The sequence below is a fragment of the Escherichia sp. Marseille-Q3837 genome (assembly GCF_916618735.1).
Lineage (GTDB): Bacteria > Pseudomonadota > Gammaproteobacteria > Enterobacterales > Enterobacteriaceae > Escherichia > Escherichia ruysiae.
In genome coordinates this window covers 3,195,474-3,213,965 of the sequence record NZ_CAKAKC010000001.1, presented here as the reverse complement: position 1 = coordinate 3,213,965, position 18,492 = coordinate 3,195,474, and the positions used below count along the sequence as shown (strand labels likewise).

The following is an 18,492-nucleotide window of genomic DNA, read 5'->3' as shown; positions in this document are numbered from 1 at the left end:
GTCCAGTATGTTGCGTTTCGTTTTTCGATCCCATCTGCCTTTCCAGTCGTATAAGGGGCTGAATTATGGAGATGTACTTTAAAAGAATGAAAGATGAGTGGACTGGATTAGTTACCCAGGCTTCCCCTCTCATTCGCGCTAAAGCCGCAGAAATTGCTGTTGCACATGCCCATTACCTGAGCAATGAGTTTTATCGTATTGTACGTACTGACCCACATGCCGAAGAGTTTTTGAGTAACGAACAGGTTGAAAGGCAGCTTAAAAGTGCTCTGGAAACATGGATTATCGATGTGCTCTCTGCGCAAGCGGACGATGTTGATAGGCTTATACAAATCCAACATACCGTGGCCGAAGTACATGCCCGTATTGGCATTCCCGTAGAAATCGTTGAGATGGGTTTTCGTGTATTGAAGAAAATCCTCTATCCAGCGATATTTTCCTCTGATTATTCGCCAGCGGATAAACTTCAGGTTTATCATTTTTCGATTAACAGTATTGATATAGCCATGGAAGTTATGACCCGGGCGTTTACCTTTAGCGACAGTAGTGCGGCTAAAGAAGACGAGAATTATCGTATCTTCTCACTACTTGAAAATGCCGAAGAAGAAAAAGAACGGCAAATAGCCTCATTACTTTCATGGGAATTAGATGTTATTTATAAAGTCCTGTTGGATTCTGATTTAGGCAGCAGCTTACCGTTAAGCCAGGCTGATTTTGGCTTATGGTTTAACCATAAAGGTCGGCATTATTTTAGCGGTATTGCCGAAGTCGGTCATATCTCCCGCCTTATTCAGGATTTCGACGGGGTTTTTAATCAGACAATACTCCATGCCAAGAATCTGAGTAACAAAAGTCTGCGAGTGAAGTTTTTATTGCAGATACGAAATACCGTATCGCAAATTACAACCTTATTGCGAGAACTGTTTGAAGAAGTTTCTCGCCATGAAGTGGGAATGGATGTGTTGACTAAGCTACTTAACCGCCGTTTCCTGCCGACTATCTTCAAACGTGAAATTGCCCATGCCAATCGGGCTGGCACGCCGTTATCTGTTCTCATCATCGATGTTGATAAATTCAAAGAGATCAATGATACATGGGGACATAACACCGGCGACGAAATTCTGCGTAAAGTCTCGCAGGCGTTTTACGACAACGTCCGTAGTAGTGATTATGTTTTCCGCTACGGTGGTGATGAATTTATCATTGTACTGACGGAAGCCTCAGAAACTGACACTTTACGTACCGCAGAACGTATTCGCAGTCGGGTAGAAAAAACCAAACTGAAAGCTGCAAACGGCGAAGATATTTACCTCTCTCTGTCCATTGGTGCCGCCATGTTTAATGGACATCCGGATTATGAACGTTTAATTCAAATAGCCGACGAAGCTCTGTATATCGCCAAAAGACGAGGTAGAAACCGTGTTGAACTCTGGAAAGCCAGTCTTTAGATTCGCCCGGATGCAGAGGTAATCATGAAGCTAACCGATGCAGAAAATGCCGCTGACGGCATTTTTTTCCCCGCGCTTGAGCAAAATATGATGGGCGCGGTGTTAATCAACGAAAATGATGAAGTCATGTTTTTCAACCCCGCTGCAGAGAAGCTTTGGGGATATAAACGCGAAGAGGTCATTGGCAATAACATCGATATGCTGATTCCCCATAATTTGCGCCCAGCACACCCTGAATACATCCGGCATAACCGCGAAGGAGGTAAAGCGCGTGTCGAAGGAATGAGCCGGGAATTGCAGCTGGAGAAAAAAGATGGCAGTAAAATATGGACACGATTTGCCCTGTCAAAAGTGACTGCCGAGGGGAAAATTTATTACCTGGCGTTGGTGCGAGATGCCAGCGTTGAAATGGCGCAGAAAGAACAGACCCGGCAGTTGCTCATTGCCGTGGATCATCTCGACCGACCTGTGATTGTGCTTGATCCTGAGCGTCATATCGTTCAGTGCAATCGCGCGTTTACAGAAATGTTCGGCTATTGCATCAGCGAAGCCAGCGGTATGCAGCCCGATGCGCTGCTTAACATTCCTGAATACCCGACAGATAACCGCATCCGCTTACAGCAGCTTTTGTGGAAAACCTCCCGCGATCAAGATGAATTTTTGCTATTAACGCGCACGGGTGAAAATATCTGGATTAAAGCGTCTATCAGTCCGGTCTATGACGTGCTTGCTCATCTACAAAACCTGGTAATGACCTTCTCAGATATCACTGAAGAACGGCAAATCCGCCAACTGGAAGGCAACATCCTCGCCGCCATGTGCAGCAGCCCGCCGTTTCACGAAATGGGTGAAATCATTTGCCGTAATATTGAAGCCATTCTTCATGAATCGCATGTGTCACTGTATGCATTGCGTAATGGGATGCCAGTGCATTGGGCGTCGTCCTCTCATGGGACAGAAGTAAAGAATGCACAAAGCTGGGCTGTTACCATTCGCCAGCGCGATGGCGCACCAGCGGGAGTTCTGCAAATCAAGACGGCTGCAGGGACAGAAACCAGTGCATTTGTCGAACGCGTGGCAGACATCAGCCAGCATATGGCCGCACTGGCGCTGGAACAGGAGAAAAGCCGCCAGCACATCGAACAGCTAATCCAGTTTGATCCGATGACCGGTCTGCCAAATCGCAATAATCTGCACAATTACCTCGATGACCTTGTCGATAGAGCTGTATCTCCGGTGGTTTATCTTATTGGCGTCGACCATATTCAGGATGTGATCGACAGCCTCGGCTATGCGTGGGCCGATCAGGCATTGTTAGAAGTCGTTAATCGCTTTCGCGAAAAACTCAAACCCGACCAGTATCTCTGCCGCGTTGAAGGTGCACAGTTTGTCCTCATTAGTCTGGAGGATGAAGTCAGCAACATTACCCAAATCGCTGATGAACTACGCAACGTCGTTAGCAAACCGGTCATCATTGACAATCAGCCTTTTCCTTTAACCTTAAGTATTGGTATCAGTTACGACGTTGGCAAAAACCGTGACTACCTGCTTTCTACCGCCCACAATGCGATGGATTTCATTCGCAAAAACGGCGGTAACGGCTGGCAGTTCTTTAGCCCGACAATGAACGAGATGGTTAAAGAGCGGTTGATATTAGGCGCGGCGCTGAAAGAAGCAATCAGCAACAACCAGTTGAAGCTGGTTTACCAGCCGCAGATCTTCGCCGAAACGGGCGAACTGTATGGTATTGAAGCTCTTGCTCGCTGGTATGACCCGCAGCATGGACATGTTCCCCCTTCCCGGTTTATTCCCCTCGCAGAAGAGATTGGTGAAATTGAAAATATTGGTCGTTGGGTAATTGCTGAAGCCTGTCGCCAGTTAGCAGAATGGCGAAGCCAGAATATTCATATCCCGGCGTTATCCGTAAACTTATCTGCGCTGCATTTTCGCAGTAATCAGCTACCCAATCAGGTTTGCGATGCGATGGAAGCCTGGCAGATTGACGGCCACCAGCTGACGGTGGAAATCACTGAAAGCATGATGATGGAACACGATACGGAGATCTTTAAACGCATCCAGATCCTGCGGGATATGGGCGTAGGTTTATCTGTCGACGATTTCGGTACAGGCTTTTCCGGCCTGTCACGCTTAGTCAGCCTGCCGGTAACGGAAATTAAAATCGATAAAAGTTTTGTCGATCGTTGCCTGAGCGAAAAACGCATCCGTGCCTTATTAGAAGCCATTACCAGCATTGGGCAAAGCCTGAACTTAACCGTAGTGGCAGAAGGTGTGGAAACGAAAGAACAGTTTGAGATGTTACGCAAGATCCACTGCCCTGTGATTCAGGGTTATTTCTTCTCACGTCCTTTGCCCGCTGAGGAGATCCCTGGCTGGATGTCTACTACGCTACCGCTTCAAATCGACGCTTAGAACATCTTGCCCGCGCAGGCGGGCAAGATTTCATGTATTCATATTCCGCCATTCGCCCGACGCTATATTAAAATTTGTACTGAATGCCCGCGCCAATAATGTAATTATAGTTTTGCATCCCTGGCGAATCTTTCTCTTTTACGCTTTCACCCTTGTCTTTATAAGAAATTACTGTGTTACCAATATCATTAGAGAATCTACTCCATGATATTTCTGTGAAAATCCGCGCCTGTGAGTTAATGTTATACCCCGCATTAATAAGACCTGAATAATATTTTTGGTTGGATACTTTATCTTTAAATGTAATGTTGCGCAAATAATGCTGATCTGTTCCTTTCCCTTCTCCCCAGGCACTATATTTAAATTGAGCAATAATATCAAAATCATGATAGACATATTTACCAGAAAGACCTAAATAAGGCGCACTGAATTTTTGTTGGTAGCCAATAACTCTTTGGTCATGAGGAATATCTCCAGTGTCGGCACCATTATCATAACTATAGTAACCTCCTTTCGCCAGCCAACTGAAACGCGTCTCCTGATAGCCTAACATAGCGCCGAGTTGGTAACTCGGATCCGTTAAAAACCAACCTGTCATATTGAGATCAAACTGATTTGCAAAATTCAACCGCGTTGCCGGGTGATGTGACCAATCGCTCCAGTGGTGCTGCCCCGGCTCCAGCCAGTCATAATCATCCATTAGCGTACCGGCAGACGCAATCGTCGTCCAGCCTTTAGCATTAAGCGTCAGCCATGAGATTGCATCCCAGGTTAGCCCCATTTTAATAATGGGGGTATTTTGAATTTTCCAGTCCAGTTGGCTAAGTTTACCGCCATCGCTATAAACAAACTCACCTGACTCACCATTCAGAAATGAAAGAGAAGCATCACCAAAAACATTGTCAGATAAGAAATTAAATTCTGAAGATGCGCTTGCATACTGACTTAGAGAAATTAAAGCAATAGCAAAAGAGACCTTTTTCATCAACATAGTTTCATCCTTATTAAACAATGTTAATTAGCTCATTAATTAAATTTAATTAATTCAAATTAATTAAATCAACTGAATCTTACAATGCCATAAATGTTTCTCACCATCAAACAGAGAACATAAATAAACAGAGTTTTACTGTTATTCTGAACGAAATAGGAGTTTACAACCTGATGCAATAATGATTGTTCGGGAACAGGCGGGAATAACGAAAAGAATGACGATGCAGTTGAAATGCGAGATTTCATTGAGATAAGCAGAAAATATTGGTGTAAATGCTTGCCGGATGACAACATCATCCGGCGAGTACTTATGCTTTCAACTGGTAATCCAGCGTAATTTCCGCTTTCAGTACCTGAGAAACCGGGCATCCGGCTTTTGCTTTCTGAATAATGCCGTCAAAGGTTGAGGCATCAATACCCGGTACGGCAACTTCACTCTTCAGTGCGATTTTGGTAATCGCGAAACCAGCATCGACTTTATCCAGCGATACATCGGCAGTGGTATCAATCGATGTTGGCGTGAATCCCGCTTCCCCCAGCATTAATGAAAGCGCCATCGAGAAACAAGCGGCATGTGCCGCGCCAATCAATTCTTCAGGGTTGGTTCCTTTTTCGCCTTCAAAACGCGTGTTAAACCCATACGGCTGTTGGTTCAGCACGCCGCTCTCGGTGGATACTGTTCCCTTCCCGCGTTTGATATCGCCTTCCCAGTGTGCCTGACCTTTCTTATGGATTGTCATTGTTGCTCTCCTGTGGGCTTAAAAAGGAAATTATAGACTACGTGAGAAACCGCACGAGGATAAGCAGGATATTCCGAATAAAATCCGGCGAAAATATTACCTCCGAACTTAAATAAAATTACCACAACAGAAGGCGGGGAATATATGGTTTAAAAGATATTACAGCAATATCAAGCAACGAATGCCAATAACAATAGTCATGAATATCATGCAGTTAAAATATAAAACACATCAACCAGGACTAATCTTAACAACGAAGCGGCAAATATTTGCCATGCTGAATGTGCTTTATAAATCTGCGATCCGTAGCAGACACCATAAATACACAGACACGGAGAATCACTATGTTTACTTATTATCAGGCAGAAAATTCAACAGCAGAACCCGCTCTGGTTAATGCCATTGAGCAAGGCCTTCGGGCAGAGCACGGTGTTGTCACTGAAGATGACATTCTCATGGAGCTGACCAAATGGGTGGAAGCTTCTGATAACGACATCCTCAGTGATATCTACCAGCAAACGATCAATTATGTGGTCAGTGGCCAGCACCCTACGCTTTAAGCTGCTATGCTTGATCGGCAACCTAATTTAGGGGTTTAGCACGTGTTTCTTCGCTACGGCGATGTTGTCCTTAAAACTAGCAACAGGATTGAGGAGTTAAAATGAAATCGAACCGTCAGGCACGTCATATTCTTGGACTGGATCATAAAATTTCTAACCAGCGCAAAATAGTTACCGAAGGTGACAAATCCAGCGTGGTAAATAACCCAACCGGCAGAAAACGCCCCGCTGAAAAGTAATCCTTAACAATCAGTCCTCAATGACGATTAAACACCATTGCCTGCGCAATGGTGTTTTTGTTTTTATCTGCTTTATACTTGGGGGCGACGCCCTGGAGGTAAAGCAAAGACGATAAAAACCCCAGGGATGGATATTCAAAAAAGAGTGAGTGACATGGAACCAAAAACAAAAAAACAGCGTTCGCTTTATATTCCTTACGCTGGCCCTGTACTGCTGGAATTTCCGTTGTTGAATAAAGGCAGTGCCTTCAGCATGGAAGAACGCCGTAACTTCAACCTGCTGGGGTTACTGCCGGAAGTGGTCGAAACCATCGAAGAACAAGCGGAGCGTGCATGGATCCAGTATCAGGGATTCAAAACCGAAATCGACAAACACATCTACCTGCGTAACATCCAGGACACTAACGAAACCCTCTTCTACCGTCTGGTAAACAATCATCTTGATGAGATGATGCCCGTTATTTATACCCCGACCGTTGGCGCAGCCTGTGAGCGTTTTTCTGAGATCTACCGCCGTTCGCGCGGCGTGTTTATCTCTTACCAGAACCGCCACAATATGGACGACATTCTGCAAAACGTGCCGAACCATAATATTAAAGTGATTGTGGTGACGGATGGCGAACGTATCCTGGGTCTTGGTGACCAGGGCATCGGCGGGATGGGTATTCCGATCGGTAAACTGTCGCTCTATACCGCCTGTGGCGGCATCAGCCCGGCGTATACACTGCCGGTGGTGCTGGACGTCGGCACCAACAACCAGCAACTGCTTAACGACCCGTTGTATATGGGCTGGCGTAATCCGCGCATCACTGACGATGAATACTATGAATTCGTTGACGAATTTATCCAGGCAGTGAAGCAACGCTGGCCGAACGTGTTGCTGCAGTTTGAAGACTTTGCACAAAAAAATGCGATGCCGTTGCTTAACCGCTATCGCCATGAAATTTGTTCTTTTAACGATGACATTCAGGGCACTGCGGCGGTAACAGTCGGCACACTGATCGCAGCCAGCCGCGCAGCAGGTGGTCAGTTAAGCGAGAAAAAGATTGTCTTCCTCGGCGCCGGTTCAGCGGGATGCGGCATTGCCGAAATGATTATCGCCCAGACCCAGCGCGAAGGATTAAGCGAAGAAGCGGCGCGACAGAAAGTGTTTATGGTCGATCGCTTTGGTCTGCTCACCGACAAGATGCCAAACCTACTGCCTTTCCAGACCAAACTGGTGCAGAAACGCGAAAATCTTAGTGACTGGGATACCGACAGCGATGTGCTGTCACTGCTGGATGTGGTGCGCAATGTAAAACCAGATATTCTGATTGGCGTCTCAGGACAGACCGGGCTGTTTACGGAAGAGATCATCCGTGAGATGCATAAACACTGTCCGCGTCCGATCGTGATGCCGCTGTCTAACCCGACGTCACGCGTGGAAGCCACACCGCAGGACATTATCGCCTGGACCGAAGGTAACGCGCTGGTCGCCACTGGCAGCCCGTTTAATCCAGTGGTATGGAAAGATAAAATCTACCCTATCGCCCAGTGTAACAACGCCTTTATTTTCCCGGGCATTGGGCTGGGTGTTATTGCTTCCGGCGCGTCACGTATCACCGATGAGATGCTGATGTCGGCAAGTGAAACGCTTGCCCAGTATTCGCCGCTGGTCCTGAACGGCGAAGGTCTGGTACTACCGGAACTAAAAGATATTCAGAAAGTCTCCCGCGCAATTGCGTTTGCGGTTGGCAAAATGGCGCAGCAGCAAGGCGTGGCGGTGAAAACGTCTGCCGAAGCTTTGCAACAAGCCATTGACGACAACTTCTGGCAAGCCGAATACCGCGATTACCGCCGTACCTCCATCTAAGCCTCCGCCCGGTAGTGAATGTTACCGGGCAATTTCCCTCTCCCTTTTTCAGATCTCATCCATACTGGGTAGTGGCAAATAAATCTCATTTGCCTCACCTGCTATGCAGAACATCATCCGAAAAGGAGGAACTATGAAGGCTGCGGTTGTTACGAAGGATCATCATGTTGACGTTACGGATAAAACACTGCGCTCACTGAAACATGGCGAAGCCCTGCTGAAAATGGAGTGTTGTGGTGTATGTCATACCGATCTTCATGTTAAGAATGGCGATTTTGGTGACAAAACCGGCGTAATTCTGGGCCATGAAGGCATCGGTGTGGTGGCAGAAGTTGGCCCAGGTGTCACCTCATTAAAACCAGGCGATCGTGCCAGCGTGGCGTGGTTTTACGAAGGATGCGGTCATTGCGAATACTGTAACAGTGGTAACGAAACGCTCTGCCGTTCAGTTAAAAATGCCGGATACAGCGTTGATGGCGGGATGGCGGAAGAGTGCATCGTGGTCGCCGATTACGCGGTAAAAGTGCCAGATGGTCTGGACTCGGCGGCGGCCAGCAGCATTACCTGTGCGGGGGTCACCACCTACAAAGCGGTTAAACTGTCAAAAATTCGTCCCGGTCAGTGGATTGCTATCTACGGTCTTGGCGGTCTGGGTAACCTCGCCCTGCAATACGCGAAGAATGTCTTTAACGCCAAAGTGATCGCCATTGATGTCAACGATGAGCAGTTAAAACTGGCGACTGAAATGGGGGCAGATTTAGCGATTAACTCACGCACCGAAGACGCCGCCAAAATTGTGCAGGAGAAAGCGGGCGGTGCACACGCTGCGGTTGTTACAGCAGTAGCCAAAGCCGCATTTAACTCGGCGGTTGATGCCGTTCGTGCAGGCGGGCGTGTTGTGGCAGTCGGTCTGCCGCCGGAGTCCATGAGCCTGGACATCCCACGCCTTGTGCTGGATGGTATTGAAGTGGTCGGTTCACTGGTCGGCACGCGCCAGGATCTCACCGAAGCTTTCCAGTTTGCCGCCGAAGGCAAAGTGGTGCCGAAAGTCGCCCTGCGTCCGTTAGCGGACATCAACACCATCTTTACCGAGATGGAAGAAGGCAAAATCCGTGGCCGTATGGTGATTGATTTCCGCCGCTAAGAGGCCTTTGCTGCGACTGCCATATTCGGGTCGCAGCCTGTTTTGCGAGACGCTTTCCGCAATTTCACTCTTCTTCTTTTCCTCACCCATCTTTCCCCTCACAATTCGCGAAAACGTAGCGAAATTTGTTGCGCTGCACGGAACAATAGTGATAGTGTTCCTTTTGAGGGAACAAGGATGAAGAGATGATAATGAATTTCAGACACAAGGGATTGCGTGACTTGTTTCTTCTCGGCAAAACCTCCGGCGTTATACCGACGCAAGTCAAACGATTACGCCACCGACTCGCTGTGATTGATGCAGCAAGCTGTCTTGCTGATATCGATATGCCCGGTTACCGCCTACACCCGTTAAGCGGCGATCGCGATGGAATTTGGGCAATATCTGTCTCGGGCAACTGGCGAATCACGTTTGAGTTCGTCAATGGCGATGCATACATACTGGATTACGAGGACTATCACTAATGAAAATGGCCAATCATCCCCGCCCGGGGGACATTATTCAGGAATCACTGGACGAACTTAATGTCAGCCTGCGCGAGTTTGCCAGAGCAATGGAAATTGCTCCCTCAACGGCAAGCCGATTGCTGACCGGAAAAGCAGCTTTGACGCCAGAAATGGCAATTAAACTTTCCGTGGTGATCGGCAGTTCGCCGCAAATGTGGCTGAATCTGCAAAACGCCTGGAGTCTGGCTGAGGCGGAAAAGACGGTGGATGTGTCGCGACTGCGCCGTCTGGTTACGCAATAAAAAATGGCACCTTATAAAGCGCCATTTGAAACTGATGACAAACGCGACATTGCCTGATGCGCTACGCTTATCAGGCCTACAAGTTCACTGCAATCTATTGGATTTGAAGGGTTTGTAGGCCGGATAAGGCGTTCACGTCGCATCCGGCATGAACAAAGCCTACGTTGTCTACAATATGAAAATGACGCCTTTTACAGCGCCATTTTCAGCTTAAAGTTCAAAAGAGATTATATCCCTTCTTCACTCTCTTTTTTCGCTTCTGCCTTCTCGATTTCACGATACCAGCGCGGATGGTGTTTCTTCGCCCAGCGACGGCTCACCTTCCCTTCGATCATCCCTTTAATCGATCCTTTCACCCAAAATGCCATATACATATGGATCAGGATGGCGTGGATCAGGATGATACCGGCAGCCGCGTGGATCAGCAGGCTGTAGCGAACAACCTGCATCGGGAAGTACTGCGCAAAGTACGGACGCCAGATAATCACCCCGGTCACCAGCAGCACGAAAATCATGCTCATGATCGACCAGAACATCATCTTTTGCCCGGCGTTGTACTTACCAACATCCGCCACTTTGTGCTCATTGCCTTTTAATACTTCGACAATGTTCAACAGCCACGGAATATCTTTCTTATCCGGGATGTTGTGATGCACAAAGCGGAAGAACATAAACATCAGCGCAACGAAAATCGCAATGCCGAAGAACGGGTGCAAAATGCGTCCCATCTGCGGCGTACCGAAGGTTTGCGTCAGCCATTGCAGCGTCGGGAAGAAGAACGAAATCCCGGACAGCGCCACCAGGAAGAAGCAAATCACCACGGTCCAGTGACAGGCGCGATCAATAAATTTGGTGCGCACAATCATTTTCGACTTACTCATGATGCTCCTCCTCGTCATCGTCCACTTCCTTATTCGGGCCAATACCGATGTAGTGGAAAATCAACCCGGCAAAAGTGGCGATAAAGCCAGCCGCTGCCAGCGGTTTCAACGCGCCTTTCCACAAGTTCACCGAGGTATCGATCTTCGGATCTTTCGGCAGACCGTGATACAGCTCCGGCTGATCGGCGTGATGCAGCACGTACATAACGTGAGTACCACCGACACCTTCCGGGTTGTAGACGCCAGCATGTTCGTAACCACGCGCTTTCAGTTTCGCCACGCGCTGTTCCGCCAGCTCCAGCATCTCCTTCTTGGTGCCGAAGTGGATAGCCCCGGTCGGACAGGTTTTCACACAAGCCGGTTCCTGGCCGACGCTGACGCGATCGACGCAGAGCGTGCATTTATATACCCGGTTATCCTCTTTGTTGAGGCGCGGAATATTAAACGGACACCCGGCAATGCAGTAACCACAGCCGATGCAGTTTTCCGACTGGAAATCGACAATCCCGTTAGCGTACTGAATGATTGCACCAGCAGACGGGCACGCCTTCAGGCAGCCCGGATCTTCACAGTGCATACAGCCGTCTTTACGGATCAGCCACTCCAGCTTGCCGTTCTGTTCGGTTTCGCTAAAGCGCATCACCGTCCAGGACTTGGCGCTCAGATCGGCGGGGTTATCGTAAACCCCGACGCAGTGCCCCACTTCATCACGGATGTCGTTCCACTCCGAACACGCCACCTGACAGGCTTTACAGCCGATACAGGTGGAAACGTCGATAAGTTTCGCGACTTCTGCTTTGTAATCACGCACCTGAGAAGGCGGCGTGATGGAGTTAGTTGCGGACCTTTTGATAATGTCCTGCGTTTCCATAGCCATCTGTTCGCCCCCTTACGCCTTCTCGATGTTTACTAAGAACGCTTTATATTCCGGCGTTTGCGAGTTTGCATCACCGACATTTGGCGTCAGAGTGTTAGCGATATAACCTTTACGCGCGACACCCTCAAAGCCCCAGTGGATTGGAATACCCACCGTTTCAACCTGCTGACCGTTTACATTCAGCGGTTTCAGACGGCGCGTTACCACAGCCACCGCGCGGATAAAGCCACGCTTGCTGGAGACAGTGACACGGTCACCATTGGCAATGCCTTTCGCCGCCGCCAGCGTTTCGCTGATCTCCACAAACTGTTCCGGCTGGGCGATTGCGTTGAGCAATGCGTGCTTGGTCCAGGTGTGGAAGTGCTCGGTCAGACGATAGGTCGTACCCACATACGGGAACTGCTCTTTTTTACCCATCCGCAGTGCGTCTTGTTCATACAGACGAACCACCGGGTTAGAAACCACGTTCGGATGCAGCGGGTTAGTGCCCAGCGGCGTTTCAATTGGCTCGTAGTGTTCCGGGAACGGACCTTCCGCCATTTTGTTAATGGCAAACAGGCGTCCCATCCCTTCCGGCTGCATGATAAACGGCCCGGTTGGCGTACCCGGCGCGGCATTGCCGAAGTCAGGAATATCGTTACCCGTCCACTTGCTGCCGTTCCACTGGATCAGCATTCGTTTCGGATCCCACGGTTTACCGTTGATATCCGCTGAAGCACGGTTGTACAGCACGCGACGGTTGAGCGGCCACGCCCAGGCCCATCCCAGCGTGTTCCCCAGACCGGACGGGTCGGAGTTATCACGGTTGGCCATCTGGTTGCCCTGCTCTGTCCAGCTACCGGTATAGATCCAGCAAGAAGATGCAGTCGTACCGTCATCACGCAGATGCGCAAAGCTACTCAGCAACTGACCTTTCTTCGCAATCAGCACGCCATTGGCATCATAGAGATCTTCCAGCGCATAGCCGTTGTTCTCTTTTGCCACTTCGTCAGACTGCGGCTCGTGCGGTTGCTTGTAGTTCCAGCTCATCTTCATCAGCGGTTCTACGCCTTTACCACCTTCGGCCTGGTACAGCTCGCGCAGATGATGGTAGATACCCGCCAGAATTTCGCCGTCGTTACGCGCTTCGCCCGGCGCATCCTGACCTTTCCAGTGCCACTGCAACCAGCGACCGGAGTTAGCGATAGAACCATCTTCTTCGGCAAAGCAGGTCGAAGGCAGACGGAATACTTCAGTCTGAATAGACGCCGGATCGACATCGTTCGACTCGCCGTGGTTCTGCCAGAAGGTAGAGGTTTCAGTCACCAGCGGATCGATAACCACCATGTACTTCAGTTTGCTCAGGCAGCTCACCACTTTGTTTTTGTCCGGGAAGGACGCAACCGGGTTAAAGCCCTGGCAGAAATAACCGGTGACTTTGCCTTCGTCCATCATGTTGAAATACTTGATGACGTCGTAGGTCTGGTCCCACTTCGGCAGCCAGTCATAGCCCCAGTTGTTCTCTTTCTGCGCGGCATCGCCATAGAAAGATTTCATCAGGCTAACGAAGAACTTCGGATAGTTGCTCCAGTAGTTCACCTGATCCGCCAGCGTCGCTTTCGGCGTGTTCGCTTCCAGATACGACTGCAAATCAACCTGTTTTTCTGACGGCAGCGTCAGATAACCCGGCAGGCTGGTAGAGAGCAGACCTAAGTCAGTCAGCCCCTGAATGTTGGAGTGACCACGCAGTGCGTTCACGCCGCCGCCAGCCATACCCATGTTGCCGAGCAGCAACTGGATCATCGCCATAGTACGGATGTTCTGCGCACCGACGGTGTGCTGCGTCCAGCCCAGCGCGTACAGGAAGGTGGTTGTGCGATCCGGTGCGCTGGTGGAGGCCAGCACTTCACACACTTTCAGGAAGTCGGCTTTTGGCGTACCGCAGATGTTTTCCACGACGTCCGGCGTATAGCGGGAAACGTGCTCTTTTAGCAGGTTCCACACACAGCGCGGATGAGTCAGCGTGTCATCGCGTTTCGCATAGCCGTTTTCATCGAACTGATAGTTCCAGGACGATTTATCGTACTGGCGTTTTTCAGCGTCATAACCGCTGAACAGACCGTCTTCGAAAGCAAAATCATCACGCACCAGCAGGCTGGCGTTGGTGTAATGCTTAACGTATTCGGCATTGATTTTGTTGTTTTCGATCAGGTAGCGCAGAACACCAGACAGGAACGTAATGTCCGTACCGGAACGAATAGGTGCGTAAATATCCGCCACAGAAGCGGTACGCGTAAAACGGGGATCGACAACGATCAGGGTTGCATCGTTGTTATTTTTCGCTTCCATCGCCCAGCGGAAACCGACGGGATGCGCTTCAGCAGCGTTACCGCCCATCACCATCACGACGTTAGCGTTTTTGATATCCACCCAGTGGTTGGTCATCGCACCGCGACCAAATGTTGGAGCAAGACTTGCTACCGTTGGTCCGTGTCAGACGCGCGCCTGGTTGTCTACCGCCAGCATCCCGAGGGAGCGGGCAAATTTTTGGGTCAGCATCCCGGTTTCGTTGCTGGCGCCGGAGGCACACAGCATACCGGTAGAAAGCCAACGGTTTACCGTTACGCCCTGCTCATTCTTTTCAATAAAGTTGGCGTCACGGTCAGCTTTCATCAGCTTCGCAATACGGGAGAATGCTTCTTCCCAGCTAATGCGCTGCCATTTGTCAGAACCAGGCGCACGATATTCCGGGTAACGCAGACGGTTTTCGCTGTTGACGTAATCCAGCAAACCGGCCCCTTTCGGGCACAGCGCACCACGACTTACCGGATGATCCGGGTCACCTTCAATGTGATAAATCGCTTCTCTGGCGTTTTTCGCGCCATCACCCAGGCTATACATCAATAGCCCGCAACCTACGGAACAGTATGTGCAGGTGTTACGGATCTCTTTAGCGCGTAATAATTTGTAGTTTCGCGCCTGAGCCAGTGCTTGCTTCGGGGCAAAGCCCAATGCCGCTACTGTTGTTCCCGCCATACCGCCCGCGCAGATTTTAAAAAATTGTCTGCGACTGACGTCCATTGCTTTCCTCTTTTTTCAGGGGTATTACTGCGCGAGGAAACTAACAGTAAAATTCTGAATCTTTTTGCGCGAAATCAAAAAGAACACGTGTTTGCCACAAAATAATCCGCCTGCGCAAATTGACCTACCTCAATGGCGGTAGAAAAACACACCACTGCCTGACAGGCCGGTTAAAAAAATGCTATAAATTTCAGCTTAATTTTTAACGGCAAGAGAGACTAAACAACGCGCATGACACGACAAAAAGCAACGCTCATAGGGCTAATCGCGATCGTCCTGTGGAGCACCATGGTAGGATTGATTCGCGGTGTCAGCGAGGGGCTCGGCCCGGTCGGTGGTGCGGCGGCGATCTATTCATTAAGCGGGCTGCTGTTAATCTTCACCGTTGGATTCCCGCGTATCCGGCAGATCCCGAAAGGCTATTTACTTGCTGGCAGCGTATTGTTCGTGAGTTATGAAATCTGCCTCGCGCTTTCCTTAGGTTATGCTGCTACCCGTCATCAGGCGATAGAAGTAGGCATGGTGAACTATTTATGGCCCAGCCTGACGATACTTTTCGCCATTCTTTTTAATGGTCAGAAAACAAACTGGCTGATTATTCCCGGATTGCTTTTAGCTTTGATGGGTGTCTGTTGGGTATTAGGCGGCGACAACGGGCTACAATATGATGAAATCATCAATAATATTACCACCAGTCCATTAAGTTATTTTTTGGCGTTTATTGGTGCGTTTATCTGGGCAGCTTATTGCACAGTCACTAATAAATATGCCCGTGGATTTAACGGCATTACTGTTTTCGTTCTTCTGACGGGGGCAAGTCTATGGATTTACTATTTTATAACGCCACAACCAGAGATGGTTTTTAACTTTCCTGTCATCGTTAAACTCATATCTGCGGCATTTACTTTAGGATTTGCTTACGCCGCCTGGAATGTCGGTATTTTACATGGCAACGTAACGATTATGGCGGTTGGTTCTTATTTTACGCCTGTACTTTCTTCTGCTCTGGCTGCCGTGCTACTCAACGCACCGCTATCGTTCTCATTCTGGCAAGGCGCACTCATGGTCTGTGGCGGCTCTCTGCTCTGTTGGCTGGCGACACGTCACCGATAAGTTTCATGCTGCAACAAAGTTCGTTCAGGGTATGCGGATTGAAATATTAGTGAAGGCAATGGGTAATGCTGCCAACTTACTGATTTAGTGTATGATGGTGATTTTAAGGTGCTTGCGTGGCTTCCATTTCCATCAGATGTCCTTCCTGCTCCGCTACTGAAGGCGTAGTGCGTAACGGCAAAAGCACTGCCGGACATCAGCGCTATCTCTGCTCTCATTGCCGTAAAACATGGCAACTACAGTTCACTTACACCGCCTCTCAGCCCGGTACGCACCAGAAAATCATTGATATGGCCATGAATGGCGTTGGATGTCGCGCCAGTGCACGCATTATGGGCGTTGGCCTCAACACGGTTTTACGTCACTTAAAAAACTCAGGCCGCAGTCGGTAACCTCGCGCATACAACCGGGCAGTGATGTGATTGTCTGCGCTGAAATGGACGAACAGTGGGGCTACGTCGGTGCTAAATCACGTCTTCGGTGAACGCACGATGGCGACGCTGGGGCGTCTTATGAGCCTGCTGTCGGCCTTTGAGGTCGTGGTATAGATGACGGATGGCTGGCCGCTGTATGAATCCCGCCTGAAGGGAAAACTGCACGTTATCAGCAAGCGTTACACTCAGCGCATTGAGCGACATAATCTGAATCTGAGACAACATCTGGCAAGGCTGGGACGGAAGTTACTGTCGTTCTCAAAATCGGTGGAGCTGCATGACAAAGTCATCGGGCATTATCTGAACATAAAACACTATCAGTAAGTTGGAGTCATTACCAAGGCAATGATATATCTTTGTTACATTCAGTAACACATAACCCTTCAGATAATCCGCATTCTCACCGCGCGGCTGCGCTTTCTTATCTATTCTTTCAGTCAGTATCTCACCTGATTCTCTTAATTCTAAAAGTGGGTCATCGCGCCCAACGTCCTGTCTTTCTTTTTTTCATTACCAACGTGTGCATGTGAGGAAGAATATGGCACTGCAAAATGAGAAAAGTAATCGTTATCTTTTGCGCGACTGGAAGCCAGAAAATCCGGCCTTCTGGGAAAATAAAGGAAAACATATAGCACGAAGAAATCTCTGGATATCAGTCAGTTGTTTACTTCTTGCATTCTGTGTCTGGATGTTATTTAGCGCAGTCACCGTTAATCTCAATAAAATTGGCTTTAATTTTACGACCGATCAGCTTTTTTTATTAACCGCATTACCCTCCGTTTCTGGCGCATTATTACGTGTCCCCTACTCCTTTATGGTGCCTATATTTGGTGGGCGTCGCTGGACTGTTTTTAGTACCGCGATCCTGATTATTCCCTGCGTCTGGCTCGGTATTGCCGTACAAAATCCCCATACTCCTTTTGGAATATTTATTGTTATTGCCTTGCTGTGTGGTTTCGCTGGCGCGAATTTTGCTTCCAGTATGGGCAATATCAGTTTTTTCTTCCCGAAAGCAAAACAAGGTAGCGCATTAGGGATTAATGGCGGATTAGGCAATTTAGGCGTCAGCGTGATGCAACTGGTTGCGCCACTGGTGATTTTTGTTCCGGTATTTGCCTTTCTCGGTGTTAATGGCGTACCACAGGCCGATGGCTCAGTGATGTCGCTGGCGAACGCCGCATGGATTTGGGTGCCACTGCTGGCAATTGCCACTATCGCCGCCTGGTTTGGGATGAACGATATCGCCAGTTCACGCGCGTCAATTGCCGACCAGTTGCCCGTTTTACAACGTCTGCATCTCTGGCTGTTGAGTCTGCTCTATCTCGCCACCTTCGGTTCGTTTATCGGTTTTTCCGCTGGTTTTGCCATGCTGGCGAAAACTCAGTTCCCGGATGTGAATATACTGCAACTGGCGTTCTTTGGGCCGTTTATCGGCGCGATTGCCCGGTCAGTTGGCGGTGCTATCTCCGATAAATTTGGCGGCGTGCGGGTGACGCTTATCAACTTTATTTTTATGGCGCTTTTCAGTGCCCTGTTGTTCCTCACTCTGCCTGGTACAGGTTCCGGCAATTTCATCGCATTTTTCGTCGTGTTTATGGGGTTGTTCCTGACAGCGGGTCTGGGTAGTGGCTCCACCTTCCAGATGATTGCTGTCATCTTCCGCCAGATAACCATTTATCGCGTCAAGATGAAAGGTGGCAGCGATGATGAAGCGCAGCGAGAAGCGATCACCGAAACGGCGGCGGCGCTGGGCTTTATCTCAGCCATTGGCGCAGTGGGCGGCTTTTTTATTCCGCAGGCGTTTGGCATGTCGCTGAATATGACAGGCTCTCCGGTGGGCGCGATGAAAGTGTTTTTAATCTTTTACATCATCTGTGTACTGCTGACCTGGCTGGTCTATGGTCGGCGGAAGTTTAGCCAAAAATAAGAGATCGATGCCTGATGCAACGTGTCGCACCCGTAGGTCGGATAAG

General features: G+C 49.1%; 16 protein-coding genes and 1 pseudogene. 12 read left to right on the top strand and 5 right to left on the bottom strand.

What is annotated here, in order from left to right:
* Nucleotides 1–65: 65 nt before the first annotated feature.
* The gene (locus LG381_RS15420) at nucleotides 66–1,448 is read left to right on the top strand and encodes a diguanylate cyclase (RefSeq protein WP_000426303.1); all 1,383 of its coding nucleotides are present in this window, start codon (nucleotides 66–68) and stop codon (nucleotides 1,446–1,448) included.
* Nucleotides 1,449–1,472: 24 nt separating this feature from the next.
* The gene (gene dosP, locus LG381_RS15415) at nucleotides 1,473–3,878 is read left to right on the top strand and encodes an oxygen-sensing cyclic-di-GMP phosphodiesterase DosP (RefSeq protein WP_000778561.1); all 2,406 of its coding nucleotides are present in this window, start codon (nucleotides 1,473–1,475) and stop codon (nucleotides 3,876–3,878) included.
* Nucleotides 3,879–3,945: 67 nt separating this feature from the next.
* On the opposite strand, the gene LG381_RS15410 is transcribed toward dosP, so the two are convergent.
* Together LG381_RS15410 and osmC are read right to left on the bottom strand one after the other, a co-directional pair.
* Entirely contained in the window at nucleotides 3,946–4,869 is a 924-nt protein-coding gene (locus LG381_RS15410) for an omptin family outer membrane protease (protein ID WP_000928773.1), read from the bottom strand.
* A gap of 310 nt (nucleotides 4,870–5,179) precedes the next feature.
* A complete protein-coding gene (osmC, locus tag LG381_RS15405) occupies nucleotides 5,180–5,611 on the bottom strand; it encodes a peroxiredoxin OsmC (RefSeq protein WP_000152304.1) in 432 nt (143 codons plus the stop codon).
* Nucleotides 5,612–5,955: 344 nt separating this feature from the next.
* Between osmC and bdm the strand changes: the two genes are divergently transcribed.
* The 6 genes from bdm to LG381_RS15375 all read left to right on the top strand — a co-directional run bounded on the left by bdm (nucleotide 5,956) and on the right by LG381_RS15375 (nucleotide 10,154).
* On the top strand, nucleotides 5,956–6,171 hold the full coding sequence (gene bdm, locus LG381_RS15400) for a biofilm-dependent modulation protein (protein WP_000495766.1): 216 nt from the start codon (nucleotides 5,956–5,958) through the stop codon (nucleotides 6,169–6,171).
* 101 nt (nucleotides 6,172–6,272) lie between these two features.
* Complete coding sequence (gene sra / locus LG381_RS15395; protein WP_000841554.1) at nucleotides 6,273–6,410, top strand: stationary-phase-induced ribosome-associated protein; 138 nt, start codon at nucleotides 6,273–6,275, stop codon at nucleotides 6,408–6,410.
* Between the two features lie 154 nt (nucleotides 6,411–6,564).
* On the top strand, nucleotides 6,565–8,262 hold the full coding sequence (gene maeA / locus LG381_RS15390; RefSeq protein ID WP_000433478.1) for a malate dehydrogenase: 1,698 nt from the start codon (nucleotides 6,565–6,567) through the stop codon (nucleotides 8,260–8,262).
* A gap of 133 nt (nucleotides 8,263–8,395) precedes the next feature.
* The gene (gene adhP, locus LG381_RS15385) at nucleotides 8,396–9,406 is read left to right on the top strand and encodes an alcohol dehydrogenase AdhP (protein ID WP_135522430.1); all 1,011 of its coding nucleotides are present in this window, start codon (nucleotides 8,396–8,398) and stop codon (nucleotides 9,404–9,406) included.
* 185 nt (nucleotides 9,407–9,591) lie between these two features.
* Complete coding sequence (locus LG381_RS15380; RefSeq protein ID WP_000605676.1) at nucleotides 9,592–9,870, top strand: type II toxin-antitoxin system RelE/ParE family toxin; 279 nt, start codon at nucleotides 9,592–9,594, stop codon at nucleotides 9,868–9,870.
* The gene (locus LG381_RS15375; protein WP_000781370.1) at nucleotides 9,870–10,154 is read left to right on the top strand and encodes a HigA family addiction module antitoxin; all 285 of its coding nucleotides are present in this window, start codon (nucleotides 9,870–9,872) and stop codon (nucleotides 10,152–10,154) included. The genes LG381_RS15380 and LG381_RS15375 overlap by 1 nt, the downstream gene beginning before the upstream one ends.
* A gap of 227 nt (nucleotides 10,155–10,381) precedes the next feature.
* Here LG381_RS15375 and fdnI read toward each other — a convergent pair whose 3' ends face one another.
* The 3 genes from fdnI to fdnG are packed head-to-tail and all read right to left on the bottom strand — an operon-like array spanning nucleotide 10,382 to nucleotide 14,972.
* Complete coding sequence (gene fdnI, locus LG381_RS15370) at nucleotides 10,382–11,035, bottom strand: formate dehydrogenase-N subunit gamma (protein ID WP_000045638.1); 654 nt, start codon at nucleotides 11,033–11,035, stop codon at nucleotides 10,382–10,384.
* Entirely contained in the window at nucleotides 11,028–11,912 is an 885-nt protein-coding gene (fdnH, locus tag LG381_RS15365; protein WP_001240581.1) for a formate dehydrogenase N subunit beta, read from the bottom strand. Before fdnH ends, fdnI begins: the two co-directional genes overlap by 8 nt.
* 12 nt (nucleotides 11,913–11,924) lie before the next feature.
* Nucleotides 11,925–14,972 carry a formate dehydrogenase-N subunit alpha gene (fdnG, locus tag LG381_RS15360; RefSeq protein ID WP_225762604.1) on the bottom strand — a complete coding sequence of 1,016 codons (3,048 nt, stop codon included), beginning with the start codon at nucleotides 14,970–14,972 and terminating at the stop codon, nucleotides 11,925–11,927.
* A gap of 231 nt (nucleotides 14,973–15,203) precedes the next feature.
* On the opposite strand from fdnG, the gene yddG reads away from it, so the two are divergent.
* The 4 genes and pseudogenes from yddG to narU all read left to right on the top strand — a co-directional run bounded on the left by yddG (nucleotide 15,204) and on the right by narU (nucleotide 18,446).
* A complete protein-coding gene (gene yddG, locus LG381_RS15355) occupies nucleotides 15,204–16,085 on the top strand; it encodes an aromatic amino acid efflux DMT transporter YddG (RefSeq protein ID WP_225762603.1) in 882 nt (293 codons plus the stop codon).
* Nucleotides 16,086–16,201: 116 nt separating this feature from the next.
* The gene (locus LG381_RS22385; RefSeq protein WP_001317300.1) at nucleotides 16,202–16,477 is read left to right on the top strand and encodes an IS1-like element transposase; all 276 of its coding nucleotides are present in this window, start codon (nucleotides 16,202–16,204) and stop codon (nucleotides 16,475–16,477) included.
* Between the two features lie 69 nt (nucleotides 16,478–16,546).
* A pseudogene (locus LG381_RS22380) lies at nucleotides 16,547–16,843 on the top strand (IS1 family transposase).
* A 214-nt stretch (nucleotides 16,844–17,057) separates the two neighbouring features.
* On the top strand, nucleotides 17,058–18,446 hold the full coding sequence (narU, locus tag LG381_RS15345) for a nitrate/nitrite transporter NarU (protein WP_001207929.1): 1,389 nt from the start codon (nucleotides 17,058–17,060) through the stop codon (nucleotides 18,444–18,446).
* The last annotated feature ends 46 nt before the right edge of the window (nucleotides 18,447–18,492 follow it).